General features: G+C 61.1%; 22 protein-coding genes and 2 pseudogenes. 12 read left to right on the top strand and 12 right to left on the bottom strand.

Annotated features, from left to right (window positions below; genetic code table 11):
• The first annotated feature begins 23 nt into the window (after nt 1-23).
• A pseudogene (gene purB / locus V1283_RS05985) lies at nt 24-1332 on the top strand (adenylosuccinate lyase).
• Here the strand turns inward: purB and V1283_RS05980 are convergent.
• Nucleotides 1333-2163 carry an FTR1 family iron permease gene (locus V1283_RS05980; RefSeq protein WP_334385519.1) on the bottom strand — a complete coding sequence of 277 codons (831 nt, stop codon included), beginning with the start codon at nt 2161-2163 and terminating at the stop codon, nt 1333-1335.
• Between the two features lie 9 nt (nt 2164-2172).
• Nucleotides 2173-2529, bottom strand: coding sequence for a cupredoxin domain-containing protein (locus tag V1283_RS05975; RefSeq protein WP_334385518.1), 357 nt, complete (start codon nt 2527-2529; stop codon nt 2173-2175).
• Nucleotides 2530-2865: 336 nt separating this feature from the next.
• Between V1283_RS05975 and murI the strand changes: the two genes are divergently transcribed.
• A complete protein-coding gene (murI, locus tag V1283_RS05970; protein WP_334385517.1) occupies nt 2866-3654 on the top strand; it encodes a glutamate racemase in 789 nt (262 codons plus the stop codon).
• A gap of 49 nt (nt 3655-3703) precedes the next feature.
• Here murI and V1283_RS05965 read toward each other — a convergent pair whose 3' ends face one another.
• The gene (locus V1283_RS05965; RefSeq protein ID WP_334385515.1) at nt 3704-4918 is read right to left on the bottom strand and encodes a serine hydrolase domain-containing protein; all 1215 of its coding nucleotides are present in this window, start codon (nt 4916-4918) and stop codon (nt 3704-3706) included.
• 287 nt (nt 4919-5205) lie between these two features.
• A complete protein-coding gene (bla, locus tag V1283_RS05960; protein ID WP_334385514.1) occupies nt 5206-6063 on the bottom strand; it encodes a class A beta-lactamase in 858 nt (285 codons plus the stop codon).
• A gap of 211 nt (nt 6064-6274) precedes the next feature.
• On the opposite strand from bla, the gene V1283_RS05955 reads away from it, so the two are divergent.
• The 5 genes from V1283_RS05955 (at nt 6275) to V1283_RS05935 (ending at nt 10372) form a co-directional block, all read left to right on the top strand.
• Nucleotides 6275-7054 (top strand): HpcH/HpaI aldolase family protein, encoded by a 780-nt coding sequence (locus V1283_RS05955; RefSeq protein ID WP_334385513.1) that lies wholly within the window; start codon nt 6275-6277, stop codon nt 7052-7054.
• A gap of 70 nt (nt 7055-7124) precedes the next feature.
• The gene (locus V1283_RS05950; protein WP_334385512.1) at nt 7125-7511 is read left to right on the top strand and encodes a cupin domain-containing protein; all 387 of its coding nucleotides are present in this window, start codon (nt 7125-7127) and stop codon (nt 7509-7511) included.
• A 116-nt stretch (nt 7512-7627) separates the two neighbouring features.
• Complete coding sequence (locus V1283_RS05945; protein ID WP_334385511.1) at nt 7628-8407, top strand: acyltransferase; 780 nt, start codon at nt 7628-7630, stop codon at nt 8405-8407.
• A 523-nt stretch (nt 8408-8930) separates the two neighbouring features.
• Entirely contained in the window at nt 8931-9569 is a 639-nt protein-coding gene (locus V1283_RS05940) for a hypothetical protein (protein WP_334385510.1), read from the top strand.
• 5 nt (nt 9570-9574) lie between these two features.
• Nucleotides 9575-10372 carry a helix-turn-helix domain-containing protein gene (locus V1283_RS05935; RefSeq protein ID WP_334385509.1) on the top strand — a complete coding sequence of 266 codons (798 nt, stop codon included), beginning with the start codon at nt 9575-9577 and terminating at the stop codon, nt 10370-10372.
• A 510-nt stretch (nt 10373-10882) separates the two neighbouring features.
• Here the strand turns inward: V1283_RS05935 and V1283_RS05930 are convergent.
• The 3 genes and pseudogenes from V1283_RS05930 to V1283_RS05920 form a co-directional block, all read right to left on the bottom strand.
• Nucleotides 10883-12193: pseudogene (locus V1283_RS05930) on the bottom strand (IS5 family transposase); the annotation flags it as partial.
• 169 nt (nt 12194-12362) lie between these two features.
• Complete coding sequence (dcd, locus tag V1283_RS05925; RefSeq protein WP_334385508.1) at nt 12363-12920, bottom strand: dCTP deaminase; 558 nt, start codon at nt 12918-12920, stop codon at nt 12363-12365.
• The gene (locus V1283_RS05920) at nt 12917-13189 is read right to left on the bottom strand and encodes a hypothetical protein (protein WP_334385507.1); all 273 of its coding nucleotides are present in this window, start codon (nt 13187-13189) and stop codon (nt 12917-12919) included. The genes dcd and V1283_RS05920 overlap by 4 nt, the downstream gene beginning before the upstream one ends.
• 484 nt (nt 13190-13673) lie before the next feature.
• Here V1283_RS05920 and rpsD point away from each other — a divergent pair, with 484 nt between their 5' ends.
• The 3 genes from rpsD (at nt 13674) to V1283_RS05905 (ending at nt 14981) form a co-directional block, all read left to right on the top strand.
• A complete protein-coding gene (gene rpsD / locus V1283_RS05915) occupies nt 13674-14291 on the top strand; it encodes a 30S ribosomal protein S4 (RefSeq protein ID WP_108516453.1) in 618 nt (205 codons plus the stop codon).
• Nucleotides 14292-14379: 88 nt separating this feature from the next.
• Nucleotides 14380-14670, top strand: a complete 291-nt coding sequence (locus V1283_RS05910; protein WP_334385506.1) for a type II toxin-antitoxin system RelE/ParE family toxin — start codon at nt 14380-14382, stop codon at nt 14668-14670.
• On the top strand, nt 14667-14981 hold the full coding sequence (locus tag V1283_RS05905) for an addiction module antidote protein (RefSeq protein WP_334385505.1): 315 nt from the start codon (nt 14667-14669) through the stop codon (nt 14979-14981). The genes V1283_RS05910 and V1283_RS05905 overlap by 4 nt, the downstream gene beginning before the upstream one ends.
• A gap of 23 nt (nt 14982-15004) precedes the next feature.
• On the opposite strand, the gene V1283_RS05900 is transcribed toward V1283_RS05905, so the two are convergent.
• Entirely contained in the window at nt 15005-15400 is a 396-nt protein-coding gene (locus V1283_RS05900; RefSeq protein WP_334385504.1) for a type II toxin-antitoxin system HicB family antitoxin, read from the bottom strand.
• A gap of 57 nt (nt 15401-15457) precedes the next feature.
• Entirely contained in the window at nt 15458-15646 is a 189-nt protein-coding gene (locus V1283_RS05895; protein WP_334385503.1) for a type II toxin-antitoxin system HicA family toxin, read from the bottom strand.
• 131 nt (nt 15647-15777) lie between these two features.
• Here V1283_RS05895 and V1283_RS05890 point away from each other — a divergent pair, with 131 nt between their 5' ends.
• Nucleotides 15778-16845, top strand: coding sequence for a threonine aldolase family protein (locus V1283_RS05890; protein ID WP_334385502.1), 1068 nt, complete (start codon nt 15778-15780; stop codon nt 16843-16845).
• A 24-nt stretch (nt 16846-16869) separates the two neighbouring features.
• Here V1283_RS05890 and V1283_RS05885 read toward each other — a convergent pair whose 3' ends face one another.
• Nucleotides 16870-18453, bottom strand: coding sequence for a glycoside hydrolase family 17 protein (locus V1283_RS05885; protein ID WP_334385501.1), 1584 nt, complete (start codon nt 18451-18453; stop codon nt 16870-16872).
• Between the two features lie 232 nt (nt 18454-18685).
• On the opposite strand from V1283_RS05885, the gene V1283_RS05880 reads away from it, so the two are divergent.
• A complete protein-coding gene (locus V1283_RS05880; RefSeq protein WP_334385500.1) occupies nt 18686-20167 on the top strand; it encodes a GH1 family beta-glucosidase in 1482 nt (493 codons plus the stop codon).
• A gap of 9 nt (nt 20168-20176) precedes the next feature.
• On the opposite strand, the gene V1283_RS05875 is transcribed toward V1283_RS05880, so the two are convergent.
• Nucleotides 20177-21484: a serine hydrolase domain-containing protein gene (locus tag V1283_RS05875; RefSeq protein WP_334385499.1), complete on the bottom strand. Its 1308-nt coding sequence runs from the start codon at nt 21482-21484 to the stop codon at nt 20177-20179.
• On the bottom strand, nt 21465-22748 hold the full coding sequence (locus V1283_RS05870; RefSeq protein WP_334385498.1) for a serine hydrolase domain-containing protein: 1284 nt from the start codon (nt 22746-22748) through the stop codon (nt 21465-21467). The genes V1283_RS05875 and V1283_RS05870 overlap by 20 nt, the downstream gene beginning before the upstream one ends.
• Between the last annotated feature and the right edge of the window lie 2 nt (nt 22749-22750).

The raw sequence follows: 22750 nt of genomic DNA, 5'->3' as shown, positions 1-22750 counted from the left end.
AAACAATTCGCCCGGAGTCGTCGATGATCCCCCGCTACACCCGCCCGGAAATGGCCTCCATCTGGGAGCCGCAGACCCGCTTCAAGATCTGGTTCGAGATCGAGGCGCATGCGGCGGACGCGCAGGCGGAGCTCGGCGTCATCCCCAAGGAAGCCGCCAAGACGGTCTGGGCCAAGGCGCGCAACGTCACCTTCGACGTCGCACGGATCGACGAGATCGAGCGCGAGACCAAGCACGACGTCATCGCCTTCACGACCCATCTCGCCGAAATCGTCGGCCCCGAGGCGCGCTTCGTCCATCAGGGCATGACCTCCTCCGACGTGCTCGACACCTGCTTCAACGTCCAGCTCACCCGCGCCGCCGATCTTTTGGTCGCCGACATCGACAAGGTGCTATCAGCGCTGAAGAAGCGCGCCTTCGAATATAAGATGACGCCGACCATCGGCCGCTCCCACGGCATCCACGCCGAACCCGTGACGTTCGGGCTGAAACTCGCTTACGCCTATGCCGAATTTTCCCGCGCCCGCGAGCGCCTGGTCGCCGCCCGCAAGGAGGTCGCGACCTGCGCCATCTCGGGCGCCGTCGGCACCTTTGCGCAGATCGATCCGCGCGTCGAAGAGCATGTCGCCAAGGCGATGGGGCTTGTGCCCGAGCCGATCTCGACCCAGGTGATCCCGCGCGACCGCCATGCGATGTATTTTGCAACGCTTGGCGTGATCGCCTCCTCGGTCGAGCGGCTGTCGATCGAAATCCGCCATCTGCAGCGCACCGAGGTGCTGGAAGCCGAAGAGTTCTTCTCCGAGGGCCAGAAAGGCTCGTCGGCGATGCCGCACAAGCGCAACCCGGTACTGTCGGAAAATCTCACTGGCCTGTCGCGCATGGTGCGCGCCTATGCAATGCCGGCGATGGAAAACGTAGCGCTCTGGCACGAGCGCGACATCTCGCACTCCTCGGCCGAACGCATGATCGGGCCCGACGCCACCGTAACGCTCGACTTCGCGCTGATGCGCCTGGCCGGCCTGATCGAGAAGCTTTTGGTATATCCCGCCAACATGCAGAAAAACCTCGACCGTCTCGGCGGTCTGGTGCATTCGCAACGGATTCTGATGGCGCTGACCCAAAAGGGCGCCAGCCGCGAGGACGCTTACAAATACGTCCAGCGCAACGCCATGCCGGTCTGGCGCGGCGAAGGCGATTTTCAGACGCTGCTCAAGAAAGACCCCGATGTGAAGAAGCTTTTGAGCGATGCCGAGATCGAGAAGCAGTTCGACCTCGGCTATCACTTCAAGCACGTCGACACGATCTTCCAAGCGCGTGTTCGGCGAGAGCTGATTATTCCGCCGGCGCTGATCTGACAGTATTCGTCGGCCCCCCGTAAAGCCGCATCAGCACGAAGGTCACGGCCAGGATCGCCAGATAGACCGCGAGTTGCATCGCGGTCGGCTGGTCGGTGTAGCCGATCAGGGTGTGCAGCGCCTTGCCGAGAAGGCTGGAATCCGAGAGCAGCCAGCTCGAGTCCCAGACGACGTTGTCCATGGCGGTCAGCCAATTCGCCTTTTCGAGGAATGCGGCGGCTTGTGCAGCCATGCCGGCAGCAAGCAACGCGATCAACGCGGTCGTGGTCGCAAACAGCTTCCGGGTGGGAATACTGACAAGGCCAAGATAGGTCAGCATGCAAACGGCGGCACCAAGCAACAGGCCCAGGAAACCGCCGAGCGCCACGCCCCCGCCCGAATCGCCGCCGGCGAGCACACCGTAGAGGAACAGCACGACCTCGCTGCCCTCGCGTAGCACGGCGACGCCGACCACCACCGCCAATGCGAACAGCGATTTCGACCCCTCGACCACCGCCTGCCCGGCCGCGCGCAATTCGCCGGCGAGCTCGCTACCATGGCGCGCCATCCAGACATTGTGCCAGGTCAGCATGACCACGGCGACGATCAGGATAAAGGCGTTGAAGAGCTCCTGCCCCATCCCGGCAAACAGGTTCGACAACGCGCCGGCAAAGACTGCGACCACGCAGGCGCCCAGCACGCCCGCAAGGACACCGCCGGCGATCCACTGGTTGCGGCGCGGCACCGTGCGCGTGACCGCAAGCACGATGCCGACGATCAGGCCGGCCTCGAAGACTTCACGGAATACGATGATCAGTGCTGCGATCACGGGGTCTTCTTACTTTACGACGAGCGCGCCGCGGGCGACCTTCTCGTTATATTCGTCGAAGAACTCGTAGCGGCCCGGCTTCTGGGCGCGGACATTGATGGTGGCGTCGCTGGAGCCGGCGACCACTTTCTCGACCTTCAGGGTCTTGCTCTCGAATTCCATGGCCTTGCCATCGAGGTTCTTCAGCTTGATCACGATCGGCGTGTTGGCGGGCGCGCTGATTTCGGCCGGGTCGAATTTCTTGTCCTTGTAGCTGAGCTGAATCTCGGTCGCGCTCTGCGCGCTGGCGGCGCCCGTGACGGCAATCGAAACAAGCGCAACGGCGGCGAACATGGAGAGCTTCGGGAGCGTACGCGAGAAAGACATTTGGCTTTTCCAATCTGGCTGAAATTGTCCGCCGCTGGCATACGCTGCCCGAAGCCCTGCCGTGAAGAGGCAAAACGCCGTTTCGAATTGGAGACGTTCTAAACGGTGCAACCGATTGGCCGGACTTCCGTATCGGATTTCGGCTGCCCTGCCCGCAGGTGTCCTGGGTGGCACCCTGGGTGGTCGCTTGCATCGCTGCCCCAGCAGTTTTCCGGCCTTGCCAAGCCGATTTGAATCGTTCCAAATTTGTCACAACCGCCGTCGACAACCTCCGAGAACCCGCCGGCAACCCTTAAAGCAACCCAACGGTAACCGCAGATCGGCTAAGGTCGCAGCGTGTCAGCACCGCCCACCATCCTCGTCTTCGATTCCGGCCTTGGCGGCCTCACGGTCCTGCGCGAGATCGTCCGCGCCCGGCCCGACGCGCACTACGTCTATGTCGCGGACGACGCGTTCTTTCCCTACGGCCACCACAGCGAGGAAGAGATCATCGCCCGCGTGGTGCCGCTGGTCGGCGAGTTGATCGCCCGCCACGCCCCCGCAATGGTGGTGATTGCCTGCAACACCGCTTCCACGCTTGTGATGTCGCATCTGCGCAGCGCCTATAGCGTGCCGTTCGTCGGCACCGTGCCTGCGATCAAGCCGGCCTGCGCCAGTTCGAAGACCAAGCGCGTGTCGGTGCTCGGCACCAAGGGCACCGTGAAGCGCGAATACACCAGGCGCCTGATCGATGATTTCGCGCAAGGCTGCGACGTGACGCTGGTGGGATCGGCGGAACTCGCCTCGCTCGCCGAATCCGCCCTCAGCGGCAACGACGTGCGCGACGAGGATATCGCAGCCGAGCTTGCCCCCTGCTTTGTCGGAAATGGCGAGGATCGCACCGACACCGTCGTGCTGGCCTGCACCCATTATCCGCTGCTGCTCGACCGCCTGACAAGGCTTGCGCCATGGCCGGTCGACTGGATCGATCCGGCACCCGCCATCGCGCGGCGCGTGTCTGACCTGCTCGGGTCTCCGGGCCGGGAAAGCTATCAGGCCGGGGCCGAGATGATATTCACCTCCCAGCGGCCGCACACGCTGAGCCGGGCGGTGATGCCGTTTTTCGGCGGGCGTGTCCCGGCGTAAGGTCGCCTGCCGTGGTCGGCATAAAGCCGACCCGGCATTGCAAAGCTTTCTACCGCTCGGCGTTGACGAGTTGATAAGCGCCGCGCTCGAACGCGTCGTAGACGGCCAGCGCCTTGGCGTCCGCGAATGGCAAATACTGCATCATGATCACGCCGGCGATGCCGCGCGCCGGATCGATCCAGAAGAACGTGTTGTTGATGCCGCCCCAGCTCAGGCTGCCGGGCGAACGCTTGCCTTGCACCTGATCGGCCGTGATGAGAAAGCCGAGCCCCCATTTGTCACGTCCGTCCGCGATAAACGTGAAGTCGGCGCTCCGCGGCAGCGCGCTCTTGAGGGCGGGGACCGAGACCGCGCCGATGTGGTTCTGGCCCATCAGCGCTACCGTCTCGGCCCTGAGCACACGCACCCCGTCAAGCTGGCCGCCGTTGAGCAGCATGCGCACGAAGCGCCCGTAATCGTCAGCGGTCGAGGCAAGGCCGCCGCCGCCGATCGGCGCCGCGATGGTCAGGCCGAGCTGCGGCTTTTGCAGTTCTATGGCGCCGTCCATGCGCTCGCCAGCGCGCTGCTGTTGGGCGACGAGGCGCGGTCCCTTGGCCTCCGGCACATTGTAGGACGTGTCGTCCATCTTGAGCGGGGCAAAGATATGCTGGCGGAAATATTCCTCGAGCTTCTGGCCGGACACCACCTCGACCAGCTTGCCGACGACATCGGTAGAGGTGCTGTAGTGCCAGCGCTCGCCCGGATCGAACAGCAGCGGTCCGCCGAACGGATATGTTTCGCCGGCGCGCGGCTTGAGATCGCGCCAGATCTCGCTGGTGAACGGATAGGCCAATCCGGACGTGTGCGTCAGGAAGTGCTTGACGGTTGGCGGTCGCGATGCCGGGCGAACCTGGTAGGCGCCGGTCGCCTTGTCGAAGGATTCAATGACTTTCAGTCCCACGAGCTCCGGCAGGTATTTTTCGGCCGGGTCGTCGAGACCGAGGCGGCCCTGCTCGATCAATTGCATCAACGCCACCGACGTGATCGCCTTGGTCATCGAGGCGATACGAAACAGCGCGTCAGGCGTCAGCGGGCGTCCGGTCGAGACATCGGCGACGCCGAATGCGCTCCGATAGAGCACCTTGTCGCGATCGGTGATCAGCGCGACCACGCCCGGTACGTCCTTGCGCTCGACCGCGCCGCGCAGGCTGGTGTCGATGGCTGCACTACCTGCTGAATTTTGTGCGCTCGCGGTGTCGGCCAGCGCAGCAATCATAATGCTCATGGTAAAGACAATTCCGGCAGCCTTTCGACTCTTGGAAGCCTCCCTGTTGCGCATAGCCCAGGTGTCGCCCGCGCTGCTCTCCCGAGGCTGATTTTTTCTTTCGATGACAGCGAAGGGCATGGCGCCGCTCCGGCCTGTCACGCCGTGACGTTAGCATTTGCCATTCGATGTGTCTCGAATTCTCTCGATCACGAGTTGCGCGCGCGATCGCAGCGGCGAACGCAAATCTGCTGATGTCCGCTGGCGATTCGTGGGCACAAGCCCATCGCCGGATTTGTGGTGACGCGCTAGCCCAGTTGCTGGCCTGCCATCCGTCCGATTTCCGCAAAGACGGATTCGATTTGCTGAGCGGTGGGCGAGCCGCCCTGCGTGTAGACGCAAACCAGTACCGGCCCGCCCGCGGTTGGCCAGGCGATCGCGATGTCGCCGGAGGCGTCCTTGCCGTTGTTGCCGGTCTTGTCGCCGATCTTCCATTCCTTGGGCAGGCCGCCGCGCAGGCGGTTATTCCCGGTCTTGCAGCCCACAAGCCACTCCGTGAGATATTGACGCGAGTTGGTCGACAGCACCTCGCCCAGCACGAACCGACGTAGATTTCCCGCCATCGCGGCGGGCGTGGTGGTGTCGTGGGGATCGCCGGGCGGCGAGCGATTAAGCTCAGGCTCGTTGTGGTCAAGCCGCGAGACCGTATCGCCCGTGGAGCGCCAGAACGCGGTCAGCGCGGCCGGGCCGCCGGACCGCGCCAGCAGCAGATTGGCGCAGGTATTGTCGCTGAGTTCGACGATGGCCTTGCACATATCCGAGACCGACATGGCGCCTGCGGCAAGGTTCTGTTTGGCGACCGGCGCATAGTCGAGAAGATCCTGCGCGCCATAGGTGACCATGTCCTCAAGACGATCCTCGCCACGGTCGACCCGCGCCAGCACGAAGGCGGCGAGCGAGGCCTTGAACGTGCTGCACATGACGAAGCGTTCCTCGGCGCGCCAGGCGATCTTCGTGCCGCTTGCGAGATTTTCCGCGTAAAGGCCGATCCGTCCACCGGTTTCGCGCTCATACGCCGCCAGCACCGGCGGCCCCTCCTCCGCGAACGCCGGCGAGAGCACAAGGCTGGATGCCGCGGCCAGGAATGTACGTCGATCGATCATCATGAAAGCATCCTTCGCACTGAACTCGTGGCGCTCTGAACTCTTGGCGTTGCGTTGCTTGCCGCTTGCGCCGGAATCATGGCGAGCCAAGTGCGAAGCGTTAAAAACCAGGTGAGATGCGTTAAAAACAATGTGCCTCGATAGGCCGCGGATTTATCCATATGATACTGGTCACCCATTTTTGAATCGGCCGTTTGATTAGGGAGTTTCCGCCTTGACCTCCGCAAAGCCTGCGCCGCTCAACCGCCTGCGCCAGCTCTGGCGGGAGGGACGCCCGACCTTCGGCGCAATCGCGACCATCCCCTCGATCCAGACCGTGCAGATCATGGCGCGTTCGGGGATCGACTGGATCATCGTCGATCTCGAACATGGACCGATCGACCTCGGCTCGGCGCACGCGATGATCACGGCCACCGCTGGCACGCCCTGCGTGCCGATGGTGCGGATTGCCGCCAACGAACCGTGGCTTGCGAAAGCGCCGATGGACCTCGGCGCGCTCGGCATCAATTTTCCAATGATCTGCAGCCGCGAAGACGCCGAGAAGGCCGTGCGCAGCGTACGCTACCCGCCAAAGGGCGACCGGCTATGGGGCCCGTTCCACGCGCCGTTCCGCTGGGGCGTATCGATGGCAGACTACATGGCGACCGCCGACGACGACATGATCTGCATGATCACCATCGAGCATGTCGAGGCGGTCGAGCGCATCGACGAGATCATGGCAACGCCCGGCATCGACCTCGCGGTGATCGGCCCGGGCGATCTCGCCACATCGATCAACAAGCGCGGCCTGCCCGATGATCCGGAAGTCGTGGCGCTGATGAAGCGCGCAGAAGAAGGGATCCTCAAGAGCGGCGTGCCGATCGGCGGCGTCGCCCGCACGGCCGAACAGGCCAACCAGATGATCGCGCGCGGCTATGTCGCGCTGGCGCTCGGCTTCGATTGGTCGCTGTTCCAGCGCGGCATCGCCGCGAGCCTTGACGGGATCAAGCGATAGGTAAAGAGACGGCGCGGAAGCTTCCAGCGCCGTGCAAGCGCTGCTAGACTTCCCAACAGGGAGAAAACACATGATCAAAAAGCTTCTGCTCGGACTGGCCGTCGTGGCTGTCGCCGGTGCCAGTGTCGCCATCGCGCAGCAAACCGGCATCAAGCGCACGCCGCTGCAAAAGCTCGATTTCCCGGCCGGCTACAACACCATCACCGCGATTGCGGAAGTTCCCGCCGGCGGGGCCGCGGGCCGCCATACCCATCCGGGCGCCGAAACCGGCTACGTGCTCGAGGGTGAGCTTGAACTTTTGATCGACGGCAAGCCGCCGATGAAAATCAAGGCAGGCGAATCCTACCAAATCCCCGAAGGCGCAGTTCACGATGCAAAAGCCGGCGACAAGCCCTTCAAAGTGCTCGGGGTTTACGTCGTAAAGGCCGGTGAGCCGCTGGCCAAGCCGGCGCCGTAAGACGATCTCGCTGGCGTCAAATTGCCGGGTTCGTGCTAGATGAGACACTGACGGGCTGGTCACGCCGGCCCGGCCGGCTTTCCAGTTTGCCTGTTGTTAGGAACTTGAGCGGAGCGATGCGCGGAACGGTTCGAAAAATCACACTACCGCGCCGCCTGGTCGCCGACCTCATGCATGCGTCGACGCGCATACCCTTTGTCTCGCTCACACGCCCCCTCAATCTCCGCGGCCTCTCGGAGGCCCGCGCGCAGGCCGCCCAGCGGCCTGGCTGGGCCGCGATCTTCGTCAAGGCATTCGCGCTGGTGGCGAAGGAAGAGCCGGTGCTGCGCACCCTCTACGTCAAATGGCCGATGCCTGCGTTTTACGAGCTGCCGCGCAGCGTCGCGATGGTGGCAATCGCCCGGATCGAGGACGGCCAGGATTGCGTGCTGCCGCAAAAGGTCACCGCGCCCGATGAAATGCCGCTGGCCGAGGTCGATGCCCTGATCCGGCACGCCAAGGAGGCGCCAATCAACGAGGTGCCGGCGTTCCGCAAGATCCTGCGAACCACCCGGCTGCCCTTGCCGCTGCGCCGCCTGTTCTGGGCGATCGGGCTGAATTTCGGCCGCCAGCGGGCGAATTATTTCGGCAGTTTTGGCGTGACCTCTGTGGCCGCCTATGGCGCCGGCCAGCTCCACGCCATCAGCCCCGGGCCCTTTGTCCTGAGCTATGGGGTGGAAAAGCCCGACCAGACCATCGACGTCGTGCTGCGCTGGGATCACCGCGTTACCGACGCCGCCCCGATGGCCAAGGCCCTGAATCGGCTGGAACAGGTGCTGAACGGTGAAATTGCCGCCGAATTGCGCTCCAATCGGCAGCAAAGCGAGCCCAAACCGGTCCGGGCGGTCGCGACCTGACCGGGCCGATCTAGCCCGGGAAAACGGGTCGTGTCTCAGCTGGAATTTCTTGAATACGGCAGGGGCTCGCATGAGCCAAACGAACAACTCCAGGCGCCGCCGGTAAACTTATTGAAGATCACACGCCAGATTGACCGTTTCTGGCTGCGGTATAGATGCCGCCGGTTAGAAACCCAGCGAACAAAATTGCCGCAGCAAGAATGAACAATCTATCTATCGCCCCCTCCCTTGCGAAGCCTACCGCTAAGCAGAGGTCCTAAGGGCGAAAAGCGCCCCGGCAACGCTATCATGATCGCCAAGATCGCCCGCCGGCGAGATTGAGGATACCACCGAGGACGGAAAGAACGCCGCCGCTGGGGGGCGCATGGGCGGCAAGGCGCGCGCGGCCGGGATGACGGCTAAGAAGGCGGTCGGAGATCGCCAAAAAGGCCGCGAAATCCCGTTGGGGAAAGTAGAAGGCGCTTGACCATGTTAATTTTCTCTGCCACAAATGAGGTCGAGAAAATTAACATGAGGCTGGAACATGGCTGCCGACCGGATCGTCGCTCAGGATTATGAGATTGCTTCTCGCTTGGATCAGCTTGGCCTGTCCGCTGGCGAGTTGATCAGCGTCGTTCATCAGGCAGTCGCAGCCAAGGCCAACTTCGTTCTGAACCAACCGCTCAATGCCGCCGGCCAGCTTTCATACATCTATGGAACCGGCGCACTGCGCGACATTCTCAGGGCTAAAGGTTGGCTCATCGACCGCACGGGCAACATCGAGGCGACCTTTGATCCCAAGACCGGCATCAAGATCGTATTCCAGAATGCCGACAGCGCCTGCGACGACAGCCGCGATCCCAAGGCGATTTCGGACAAGGGCCCGGCAGCGTCTAAGGCCGTGGACCTCGGTCAGCGCAACCTGTTTGCCGAATACGAGGCAGAGGATCAGGCCAAACACAAAAAGGAAAATGCCGCCCTCTGGTACTTTTTTGTCTACATCAATGGCGATGATGTCCGCGCTGAATTGTCGTTCCCGAAGCACATAGAGGACGGCCAGTTTAAGGGCTTCAACGAGCGCATCTACATCGTCAAACCCGGTGAATGGGCCATGATGCCCAAGGTTGATGACAACGAGCCGCCCGCGCAGGACTTTGAGATCAACATTACGCGCAAAAGCTAAGACTCATGTTTAATCCGCAGAGATTGAGCCTCGCCCGAAAAAGGCGGCGGCTCACCAGCAAAGGATTCGCTGAACTGATCGGCATGTCTCCGGTCACGGTCACGCGCCTAGAGAAGGCGAACAACGAACCTGAGCCTGAAACCGTCGATCTGATCGCCAAAGCTCTCGGATTTCCGCGCGAGTTCTTCTTTGGCGACGATATCGACGATCTGGCAAAGGACGCTGCTAGTTTCCGCAGCCTGACGTCTATGACCGCGCGCGAACGCGATGCTGCGCTAGCGTCTGGTTCTCTGGCATATTTGCTTTCGGACTATGTAGCGGCAAAGTTCAATTTGCCGGAGCCGAAGCTAATCGACCTCTCGCATGAGCGTGATCCAGCAGCGGCAGCAATGACGGTCCGTCAAGCGTGGGCACTGGGTGAGCAGCCCATAAGCAACATGATCAAGCTGCTAGAATCTAAGGGCGTCCGGGTGTTCTCTTTAGCTGAGAACACAAAGAGCGTGGATGCGTTTTCTTGCTGGCGGAATGACATTCCATACGTGTTCTTGAATACGTTCAAGTCTGCCGAGCGGAGCAGGCTGGACGCGTCCCATGAGTTAGCCCACTTAATTTTGCACAAGCACGGCGGACCGCAGCAAGGGCGCGATGCCGAGATGGAAGCCAACAGTTTTGCCTCATCGTTCTTGATGCCAAAGGCCGACGTAAGGTCTCGGCTTCCATTTGTATCAAGGTTGGATGATGTTAGTTGTCGCGAAGAAACGATGGGGCGTGTCAACCGGTGCGCTTGCTTACCGTTTGCATAAACTCGGCATATTGAGCGACTGGCAGTACCGGACATTCTGCATACAGATCAATCAACGGGGTTACCGGACCGAGGAGCCTAATGGGCTGCCGCGCGAAGAGTCGGTCATTTGGAAAAAGGTATTCACCGAGCTTTGGTCCGACCGTATCTCAAAGGGTCAAGTCGCCGACGCCCTGCATCTTCCAGCAGACGAACTAGAGAACCTAGTTTTCGGGCTAACTGGTGCGATAACGCCGCCTGTGAGGGCGAAAGGACCGCCTAACCTCAAAGCGGTGTAATGAGCTTTTCTACAACTTCTGCCGCATCCGTAAGACGCTAAAGGTATCGCCTGCCATGTGTTCAGCCCGGGGAGATAGCTTACATGGCGGCCGGTGTGACGGACACTCTTTGGAATATGGAAAAGATTGTTGAGTTGATCGACGCGCGGGATGAACGCAAGGCAGAGCGGAGCTAAGTAGTCGGCCGTGAAGAATCCTGGATTTTCAGGCTGGATTGACCCGGGGAAGGTGGCGATGATTTGCCACAACAAGAGCCTGAGCCAGCAGATCAGGCGGCGGAAGTTATAGCCGACGGCGGCGAGGACGGCGTTGATGGCGTCGCCTTCACGATGCCAGAGGTAGTTGCGGCCCATGCGGTGCTCGGATTTGAGGTGGCCGATGACCGGCTCGACGGCGGAACGCCGTCGCAGCTGGCGCTTGATCTGTGGCGTCACCCGCCGCTTCTGTCCTGAGATGAACACCCTGAACTTGTAATCGGGCGGAGCGTTGTGGCCGCGATAGCCCTTGTCGAGGAGCGCGCGCTCGATGGTGTTGCCGATCAGCGCCTCCATCTCGGGGATGACGGTTGCAAGTGTGTGGCCGTCATAGGGGTTGCCGGGCAGCGCCTTCACATGGCTCACGAACTGCCCGCCCTTGGCGTGCGCCAGCGTAGTGGCGACCGAGACCTTGACGCCGAACTCGTAAGGCCGGTGCGCCTTGCCCTTGCCGATGCATTCCACCTCCGGCGCGTGCAGCGAGTAGAGCTTCGGGCCACGCTGGCGCTGCTTCTGCTCGAGCACTTGTCGCGCCCGCGCCAGCATGCGCTCCAACACGACCCCCCCGAGCAAGTCGGCGTTGCCGCCGAGTTTGCGGCCTATGTCGCGGATGATGCGGCCGAGATAGATTTTGAGCTTCTTCAAGGCTCTGTTGGCGCGCTTGAACTGCTTGGCGTGGGCATAACGCTGGTGCTTGATCAGCGCGAACTTGCCCACCCTGGCATAGGACTGGCGCAGCTTGACACCATATCGCTTCGCCAGCCGGACCAGGATCTCGCGGGCGCGGTTCAGCAGCCTGGCATCGGTCGGGAACATCACGTTCTTGGGCTGCACCGTCGTATCAATGATGACCCGATTAAGATCGGCCGGTTTGATCGCCTCGGTCTTGCTGGCCACCGCAAGGCTCTCCTGCAGCAAGGCCTGCAACTTCTCCTCGCCCATCCGCTGTCGCCAGCGCGTCAGCGAAGAGCGATCGAACACCAACCGGTGCTGGAAGAACTCCTCGCCGCAGAAGAACTGGTAATAGGGGTTCTCCACCCAGCGCTCGCACAACACCTCATCAGAGAGGTCGTAGGTGTGCTTGAGGATCGCGAGTCCCGCCATCAGGCGGGTCGGCAATGGCGGCCGGCCCGGCTTGTCCTCATAGACCGCCCCGAACCGCTGCTCCAGGAACGACCAGTCGATCGTCTGTGCCAGCTTCACCAGCGGGTGGCCCATGTCGATGATCGCGTCCAGCCGCGAGCGCAGAAGATCGGCTTGTCCCGTCTCTCGTCGTTCCCTTGGTCGCATCGCTCCCTCCGATGCGATGACGGAATCACGGCTCGCGATTCGACGGAATCCTCAAAAATGAAATTGCAAGCTTTTGGGCAGTCAAAGCCCCAAAGCTTGCAATCTCAAAGCCAATCTCGCCCGGAAAATCGATTCTTGATCAACCGCTTGGATGGTTCTTCACGGACGACTAAGTAGCTGTTTGCCCGAGAAACTGACCCTTGTATGAGCGATCTGGCATGCCGAGCGTTTGTTCAAAGACGATCTGACAGATGCGCATTCCCTTGCGCAAACAAATTGGCAGCGGACCGTGATTGATCATTTCAAGCTGGATAGGTGCCTTAAAGCCTGTGTGGATGATCGGCGCTGTTACGTGGATACCAAGCCCCACGCGAGCCAAAGAACTCTTGCCTTCCACCCTCGCCGCCAGTCTGCAGTGATCTTTCAGATCAATCGTTTCTAGCGTCCAACCGAGTACGAGAACGCCGGGAATGAGATCATATCCATTTTTGTCATCGATATTCGCAACGTCGGTCAGTTGGTTGATTAAATTGATGGCGTTGAAGCCCGGTTGAGACGGGTCGATCGCGCTCTTGAGTCCGGTAGGTTGCGATTTGTAGACTCGCAGAACCGGACTCAAGGTGAGGTCAACCGTGGTGGACGAATATGCTTCGAGTGAGGGTCTCGGAAGAATATCGAATAGGTTAGCCTCTAAAGAATTTCGAATTTCCCGATCTGTTAAAATCAAGCCATGGCTCGTTTTCTTTCCTCTTCGCTCTTAAGTTCCTCTCCTGGAACCCAAATGCGCCACGATCCGTTCATCGTCTCGCGAGGAAGTTCGATAAGAAACAAATTGCCGTTAGTCGCGACGGGCCAACCAACGTTTACGGTGCCATCCTCAAAGATAATGGAAGGATCTAAGACCAGTGAAATCGGGCCATCTTTTCCCTTAACGGAAACCACGATTTCGCTCGGATGAAGACCTTCGCCGATTTTTTCAACTTTGAGGCGCATCATGGAGTATCTCCCGTTCTTTTTCATTAATGCAAGTGCGAATCGTGGGTTAACGATTGTCCGCTAAATCCGACGAGCACAGGTTAACAACCTAGCGTGAAATAAGAACAAAGTAAGAACATTGTGGGGATAAAGTTAATTTTTCTGGGAGAGTGAATCCGCAAAGACACTCAAGGCGTAGCGGGTCTCTCAGCGCGTCCGTTCATATAGATGAACAAGACGTCTTGTTCATCTTCCTTAAGAGCAACCCCCTAAGCATAAAAGTTCAGTTTTCAAACTGAGACACTACCGAAAAGCGGCCGTTTTCGTTGACAGAACGGCACTTTCTCCTTAAGAACCCGCTTGCTCGCGGGCCGCTTTCGGCCCGCGTTGCGTTTCGCGACCCGTGGTCTTCCCCGAGCTTTCGAGGCGGACCTGTCGGCCCCGGCAATGCCGGTGCACAGGAGGGCGCGTTTCCTCAAAACTCAAACTCTATGCAGAGGACGCGATGACAAAGCGCAGTGAGGCGAAATACAAGATCGATCGCCGTATGGGCCAGAATATCTGGGGCCGCCCCAAGAGCCCCGTGAACCGCCGTGAGTATGGCCCCGGCCAGCACGGCCAGCGCCGCAAGGGCAAGCTGTCCGACTTCGGCGTGCAGCTCCGCGCCAAGCAGAAGCTGAAGGGCTATTACGCCAACATTTCCGAACGTCAGTTCCACGGCATCTATGTCGAGGCTGGCCGGATGAAGGGCGACACCGGTGAAAACCTGATCGGCCTGCTGGAGCGCCGTCTCGACACGGTTGTCTATCGCGCCAAGTTCGTGGCGACGATGTTCGCCGCCCGCCAGTTCATCAACCACGGCCACATCAAGGTGAACGGCCGCCGCGTCAACATTTCGAGCTACAAGCTCAAGCCCGGCGACCTCGTCGAGATCAAGGAATCGTCCAAGCAGCTCACTCCCGTTCTGGAAGCAAGCCAGCTCGGCGAGCGCGACGTGCCCGACTTCATCGAAGCCGATCACGGCAAGATGACCGCGAAGTTCACCCGCATCCCCGCGCTGTCGGACGTGCCGTTCGCGGTGCAGATGGAGCCGCATCTGATCGTCGAATTCTATTCGCGCTGATCGGATTTCAGTTCCGAGATATCAAAGGCCCCGGTTTTGCCGGGGCCTTTTTGTTTGACTCAACCAACTGTATCCTATAAGATACAGCATGTTCGAGGTGCTGACGACCGATGAGTTCGACCGATGGCTTTCGGATCTCGCAGATGAAAGAGCCAGAACCAAGATCGCTTCACGCGTAGCGCGGCTACGCTTTGGCAATGCCGGCGATGCCAAACCCGTCGGCGAAGGCGTAAGCGAAATGCGCGTCCATCACGGTCCGGGCTACCGCGTTTATTACAAGCAAACGAACAAGACGATCATCGTCATGCTGTGCGGTGGAGACAAGTCGACTCAAGAGAAAGACGTCAGGCGAGCGAAGAAAATGGCTGCTGAATTGTGAAAGGGAATGAGATGATTAAAACCTCAAAATTCGATGCCGCAAATTATCTCAAGAGCCCACAGGCGATGGCCGACTACCTTTCGGAAGCACTGGCGACCGACGATGCCGAGTTCATCTGCGATGCGCTTGATACGATCGCGCGCGCCAAAGGCATGACCCAGGTCGCAAAGGAGACGGGTCTTTCTCGAGAAAGTCTCTACAAATCGTTGAGCGGCACGACAAAGCCCGAATTCGATACAATCAGAAAAGTAATCAGCTCTTTCGGACTTAAGCTCGTTGCAGAACCCATCGACAAGACCGAGGCGGCTTGATCGCGCTCGGAAACGTCCACGCGCTAGCTGGTAGCCATTGCCTTCTTCGCCGCCTGGGCGAGAAAGCCGGAGCGTGTGAACCCTTCCCGCTCGGCGTAACGATCGATTTGATCAAGCACGTCGGCCGGCATCGTCACGTTGATCCGGACGCTCTTCACTTCCGCGGCAGGTGCCGCGATGAGGACGGCGACGCCGTCCTTGTTTTGCGCATCCTTCATGATCTCTTCGAGAGAGCTTGGTTCTGGCGCGGCTTCACCATCGGCTGCCAAACCTTCAAGATGCAGCGCGAGAGCCTCTGCGCCCATGTCGCGGGCTTCATCGAGAGTCTTGCCGGCGCTGATCACGCCGGGAAGGTCCGGAAACGATACGCCGTAGTCGCTGCCGGACTCTTTATGGATCAAGGCGATGTACTGTCGCATTTTCTACTCATCCTCTGCTGCTGGCAGGGCGGGCCGCTGGCCCCATTTCCTGTTCGTCTACTTAAGCTTCAGACCGGCTTGCTTTTCGATGCTTCTGAACGTTCCGGTCGGGATATCTCTTCGCGGGTGAGGCACCGTTACCCTCCCCGGCTTGGTCGGATGCTTGAACTGGACATGACTTCCTTTTTGGGCGACCTGGACCCAGCCGTCGGCCTTCAACGCGGAGACTATGTCCTTGGAATTCATGAGTATTTATACACACGTCGATACGTGATTTCAAGTGTATAAATACACACTTGAGGCCCACCCTTGACGCGACAGGTCGGACGCGTGCTTTTGCCCGGCCATAACAAAAACGAGCGAGAAAGAACTCCCCCATGCACTACACCCCTGCCCCGCGCGATCCCAAGGCCGATCCCATCCGCATCAACCTGCTGTCGGACACGCAGACGCGGCCGACGCCGGCGATGCGCGAGGCGATGGCGCGCGCCGAGGTTGGCGACGAACAGATCGGCGACGACCCGACGGTGAATCTGTTGTGTGAGCGCGTGGCTGACCTGCTCGGCAAGGAAGCGGCCGTGTTCATGCCCTCGGGCACCATGTGCAACGTCGCGGCGACGCTGGCCCATTGCCGGCCGGGCGATGAAATTCTGGCCCATGTCAGCGCGCACATCATCGCCCGTGAAGGCGGCGCGCATGCCGCGCTCGGCGGATTCCAGATCACGCCGCTGCCGGGCGACGACGGGCAATTCGCGCCCGAAACATTCCGTGCCGCGTTGCACCCGCGCTCACGCTACCAGCCGCCGCAGACCGTCGTCAGCGTCGAGCAGACCGCCAATATCGGTGGCGGCACGATCTGGAAGAAAGCGGCGCTGGATGAAGTGGTAGCCATCGCCAAGGCGAACGGGCTCATCACCCATATGGACGGCGCGCGGCTGCTGAACGCCTGCGTCGCCACGGGGATATCGGCGAAGAACATGGCCGCGGGCTGGGATTCAGCCTGGATCGATTTCTCAAAAGGCCTCGGCGCGCCGATCGGCGGTGTGATTGCGGGTTCGCGCGCCTTCATCGACGACGTCTGGCGCTGGAAGCAGCGCCTCGGCGGGTCGATGCGGCAGGCCGGTATTTGCGCCGCGGCCTGCGTCTACGCGCTCGACCATCACGTCGACGGCCTCGCCGACGATCACGCCAATGCGCGGGCGCTGGCGCGGGGACTGTCGCAAATCAATGGCATCGAGGTGCAGCAGCCCGAGACCAATCTGGTGTTCTTCAAGCCTGACGGCGCCGGCGTCGCCGGCACCAAAATGGTCGAGGCCTTGCGCAAGCGCGGCGTCCTGCTCGCGATGATGGACGGCCGCATTCGCGCCTGCACGCATCTCGACGTCAGCGCTGCGATGATCGAGGAGACGGTCGGCATCGTGCGCGAGATCGTACGCGGGGCGTGAGCTATCAGGCGAGCTGATCCGAGCTCAGGCAATGGCAGCAGTGCGCGCCCGCCACAGCGCACTGCCGAGCAGCAAATAGATCGCGCCGGTCCACATCGCCTGCCAGTTCTCGAACCCTTCGTTGAAGACGACATAGACCGCCGCCATGGCGAACAGCCCGGCGAACACGCCTTCCGAGAGCGGCCGCTCGCCGGATTTCGAACCGTTGGAGAATGCCAGTGTCCAGAACGGCACCACGGCCATGGTCAGGGCGGCGAACGGGAAATCGCGCCAGCGCGCGTCGAATATCAGGCTGAGCGCGGTTTGCACGGCAACGACCGTCGTCACGATCAGCGTGATGCCCAGCATGTTGGCCATGAAGAATGGGGTCAGGCCCTTGGGCGGCCCCAGCACTTCGAGAAACGACGGAAGCCCGCGCCCCGACATCAGGGCATAGGTGGACAATAGCGGTGCGGCGATGGCCGCGGCCAGCAGCAAGCCCTGAACCAGCCAACCGCCGACCCCATAGCTTTCGTGGAGCATCTTGTCGGCGCTCACGCCCAGCAGGATTCCGCTCACGGTCGCGGACACGGCGACCGCGATCCACGATGCCAATGGCGGCGACGACGGCCGGCGCTTCAGCGTGACCAAGGCTACGGCGAAGATGCCGATGCTGAGCAACATCCCGCATGCCATCTGCAGCTTCCAGAACGGATAGTTGCTGATGGCCACCCCGGCTGGATATTTCAGCTTGCGTTCGATCCCGTCGAAGAGCCCCCAATAGCCGCCCACCGTTCCTTCCCAGCGGCGCTTCCACGGCTCGTCATAGGCCTCGAAAAAATTGACGCGAAAATGGTCCTGTCGCGCCCGCTCGAGAATCTGGGAAATGAAACGCGCCTGATTGACGCGGGAAGCCAGCGCGCCGTCGCGCATCCGCCCATGGCTCGGCCAGCCGGTCTCGCCGATCAGGATCTCCTTGCCGGGAAAGGCTGCCACCACCTGCTTGCGGATGCCGTCCACATGGGCGGCCGCATCTTCGGCGCGCGGCGGAACGTCCTCCCAATAGGGCAGGAAATGGGCGGTGACGAAATCGACATCCTCGCCCACTTCGCGGTAGCGCAGCCAGAATTCCCAGACATCGGCGTAGGTCACCGGCACGTCCACCCGCGGCTTGACCGAGCGGATGGTGTCCCGAAGATCGCCGACGGTCATATCGCCGCGCAGCAGCACTTCGCTGCCGACGATAATCGCAGACACCACGCCGGGATGATCCTTCACCAGCGAGACCGCGTGGTTGATCAGGAGCGCGTTCTTCGAACGATCGCGTCCGATCCAGACGCCGAGCAGCACCTTCAATCCGACCCTGGACGCGAGCTCGGGCACCTTGTCGAGCCCGTTGTCGATGGAATAGGTGCGGACGCATTTGGAGACCTTGGCAAGTTCGCCCAAATCCTGCGCGATCTGTTCCGGACTGACGATCAGCGTCGGATCATGGGGCGTCTGATCGCCCCTGAACGGCGCATAGGAGACGCACTCCAGCTTCGCGGCGTCATCGATCGGCGCGCGCGTCAGCGCCACCGGCGTGGCGAGCCACCACCACACCGCGGCAACGATGCCCAGCGATATCAAGAAAAGCGCCAGCGGCGTGCGAAAGCCGATCGTCCTGCTCCCCAAATCGATGAATATATTCGCCTATTTAGCGGTGCGCGACAGCCCTGTCGACCCACCGACCGACGTGGCCACGCGCGCAATTGCACCGGGACACCGAAGCGGCGATATTAGGCCTGCTGCAAACACGAAGCATCAAGCGTGAGCCTTGTTTTGCTCAAGATTGATTGATCCCGGCACGGCGAGTGAAACGATGCCATTCAAGAGATTTTCCCGGCGGCAATTTGGCAGAATTGCGGGCTGGTCGGCGCTTGGCATGTCGATGCTGCCGGCCGGGTCCGGACGGGCCCAATCGGACGCGGACAGCGGAGCACGAAATCGAACAACCTCTTCCAGCTTTCCGAACGGTTTTCTGTGGGGCACGGCGACCTCGGCCTATCAGATCGAGGGAGCCGTGAACGAAGACGGCCGCGGCCCATCGATCTGGGACCGTTTTTCTCACACGCCCGGGACCATCTCCGACAACAGCAACGGCGACACCGCGACCGACCACTATCGCCTCCACAAGGAAGACATCCAGCTAATGAAGGCGCTGGGTACAAAGGCCTATCGATTCTCGATCGCATGGCCTCGCGTCTTCCCGGAAGGGGCCGGCCCGCCAAATCCAAAGGGCCTCGATTTCTACAATCGCCTTGTCGACGAGTTGTTGGCGAACGGCATCCAGCCGTTCGCGACGCTTTATCATTGGGACCTGCCGCAAGCGCTGCAGGATCGCTTCGGCGGCTGGACCTCGCGCGATACGTCAAAGGCGTTTGCGGATTACGCGGCTTATGTCACGGGGCGCCTGAGCGACCGCGTGAAGCACTTCTTCACCATCAACGAATGCTCCAGGCTCGTCCATCTCGGCCACGAGTTTGGCGCTGATGCGCCGGGGCTCAAACTATCCCCATCTGATGTGAAGCAGGTCCGGCACAATGTCGCGCTGGCGCACGGTCTCGCGGTTCAGGCGATCCGGGCCAATGGACAGGCCGGAATCAGGGTCGGCCCGGCGGAGAATGCCGTGAGCTGCATCCCGGCCATCGAAACGCCCGCCAACATCCGGGCAGCCGAGATGGCGACGCGCGAGCTCAATGCCGGCTATCTGACCGTAATGCTCGAGGGAAAATACACCGATGCATATCTCGCGCAGACCGGCAAAGAGGGTCCGAAATACACCGCCGAAGACCTGCGCATCATCTCCTCCCCGATCGATTTTGTCGGGCTGAATGTCTACATGCCTGATCATTACGTCGTTGCCGCCGACAACGAACGCGGCTTCACCCTGGCGCCATTTCCCAAATCATTCCCGCACATGAAAGCGACCTGGCTCAGGCCCGGCCCCGAGACAATGTACTGGGTGCCGCGCCACGTTGCAAAACTGTGGAACGTGAAGTCGATCTACATCACCGAGAACGGAACGTCGGGGAGCGACCAGCCGGCCGCGGACGGCACCATCTACGACGTCGATCGCATCATGTACTTGCGCAACTATCTGACGCAGTTGCAGCGCGCGACATCAGAGGGCGTGCCCGTGCACGGATATTTCCTGTGGAGCCTGATGGACAATTTCGAATGGTCGGATGGATATGCGGAGCGCTTCGGCCTCTACCACGTCGACTTCGAAAGCCAGCGTCGGACGCCGAAGCTCAGCGCCGCCTTCTATCGCGAGACGATCGCGCGCAACGCCGTGGCGTAGTGGCGATGGTCAATCCCTTGTGCGCAGGCCCTTGCCGAGCGCCTCAAACATCATCGTCTTCAGCGTCAGTTGGATCCGCCCGCCCTGCGTCGGGGCCTGCACCATGAAGACAACGAGCAGGTCGTCCTGGGGATCGACAAAATAGAAACTGCCGCCCGCCCCGTCCCAGCGGTATTCGCCGAGCGGCCATGTCGTACCCGGCGGCGGCGAGGTGCGCACGGCAAAGCCAAGGCCAAAGCCGCTGCTCGGGCCCGGGAAATAAAAGGGATCGTGGATGATCCCGGTTTCCGGCCCGATCTGATCCGACGTCATCAGTGCGACCGTCTCGGGCTTGAGGTACCGCTTGCCGTCCAGTTCGCCGCCGTTCAGCAGCATTTGCAGGAAGCGGGCGTAGTCCTCGGCCGTCGAGACCAGACCCGCGCCGCCGGATTCCCAGCGCCGCGGCAATGCCGGATCCCTGATTCCGGCCACCCGAAAACGATCGACGGGATAGGCTTGGGCGATCCGCGCCCACTTCGATTCATCTGGGACATAGTATGCAGTCTCGGACATGCCGAGCGGATCGAACAGTCTCTGCTTCTCGAACTGATAGAGCGTCTGCCCCGACGCCACTTCGACGACACGGCCGAGCACATCAGTCGAATGGCTGTAGTTCCAGCGCACTGCCGGCTGATCGGCGAGCGGCAACGACGCGATCCGGTCGGCAAATTCGGCGTTGTCGAAATCGCCAGCGTACAGTTTGGGATCGGCATAGAGTCTCTGCACCACGGTTTCGCCGAAGAAGCCGTAAGTGATGCCCGACGTGTGCCGCAGCAGATCCCTGATCGTGATCGGACGCTTCAGCGGCTCGAGCTTGAGCGGATATTTTCCGGCTTCATCGGAAAGATCGACGCCGACTTTTGCATCCGCAAAGGAGTGGATGTATTTCGACACGGGATCATCGAGGGCCAGCTTGCCGTCGTCGACCAGCATCATCGCCGCGACCGAGGTCACAGCTTTCGACATTGAATAGATCTGGAAAATGGTATCCGGCGTCATCGGCGCACCGGTCCCCGGGTCCCGCACGCCGAAACATTCGAGATCAACCAGCCTGCCGTGCTGCTGGATCAGCATGACTGCGCCGGGAATCTTGCCGGCTGTGACCTCGCTGCGAACATAGTCGCCGAACCGGTCAAGGGCCGCGCGCGAGAAAGTCGGCGCGTCCGGCGCTTTCAGCCCAGCTCGTACGTCGTGCAGCCATCCCCCGGCCAGGAAAATGGCCAGCGCCACTACAACAAGATAGCGCCCTGCGGCGCCGTTAGTTCTCCAATGCTTCATAGACCATCTGCTTCAGCGTCCGCTGGATGCGCTGGCGTTCCGTCGGCGTCTGCTCCAGCACCACGAAGAACAAATCCTGCTTGCGGTCGATCACCATGTAGCAGCCGGCGGCGCCGTCCCATTTCAGTTCGCCGAGCGATCCCGGCGGCGGCGGCTTGGCGTTACCAGGATCGGTGCGCACGGCGAGCCCAAGCCCCATGCCAAAACCGTCACCGGGAAAATAGTAATGATCCCGCGCGACGCCAGAGTCCTTGCCGGCATGGTCCGATGCCATCAGTTCGAACGTCTTCGGACTGAGATAGGTCTTGCCCTCGAGCGTACCGCCATTGGCCAGCATCTGCGCAAATTTAGAAAAATCCGACATGGTCGAGACCATGCCGCCGCTGGCAGATTCCCATTTCTGGCGAACCTCGGTCCTGTACAGGCGGCCGACCCGGAAATCACTGTCGTTCGGCACCGGCTGGGCCAGCCGCTGCAGCCGCTCCGGTTCGGTGACGAAGAAGTTGGTGTCCGTCATGCCCATGGGATCGAGCAGCTTTTCTTTTTCGATCTCGAGCAGTGATTTTCCGGACACGATCTCCATGATCCGCGCCAGGATGTCGGTGGAATGGCCGTATTGCCAGAGCGCGCCCGGCTGGTTGTGCAGCGGCAGCTTGGCGATGCGCTCGGCGAATTCGGCAAGGTCGAATTCGCCCGCGTAGAGGTTGGCCTCCTTGTAGGCCTTGCGCACCAGACTGTCGCCGTAGAATCCGTAGGTGATGCCGGAGGTATGACGCATCAGGTCGAGAATGGTAATGGGCCGGGTCAGCGGCACCAGTTCGAGCGTCTTGGTGCCGTCCTCGGCCTTTTTCTCCTCACCGACCTTCATGTTTGCGAAGGAGGGAATGTACTTCGAGACGGGATCGTCGAGCTTGATCTTGCCGTCCTGGATCAACTGCATCGCCACGACGGAGGTGATCGCCTTGGTCAGCGAGGACAGGCGGAAGATGGTCTTGTCCGTGATCGGAGTCTTCGACACCACGTCCTGCACGCCGAAGGTCTCGTGATAGACCGGCTTGCCGTGCTGCTGGATCAGGACGTCCGCACCGGCGATCTTCCCGGTCGACACCTCGTTCTGGAAGAACTCGGTGATCTTCGCAAGCTTGTCCTTGTTGAAATGCGCGCCGGCGGGAATATCGAACGTGCCTTCGGCGCGGGCGGACGACAGCGTGGCAAGCATCAGCGCGCCGAAGCCCAGCGCACGCAAACATGTTGATGAACTCATGG

Origin of the sequence: Bradyrhizobium sp. AZCC 2262 (assembly GCF_036924535.1) — a bacterium.
GTDB lineage: Bacteria > Pseudomonadota > Alphaproteobacteria > Rhizobiales > Xanthobacteraceae > Bradyrhizobium.
Note: the sequence above shows the minus strand (reverse complement) of the source record. Positions and strands in the feature narration are given on the sequence as shown.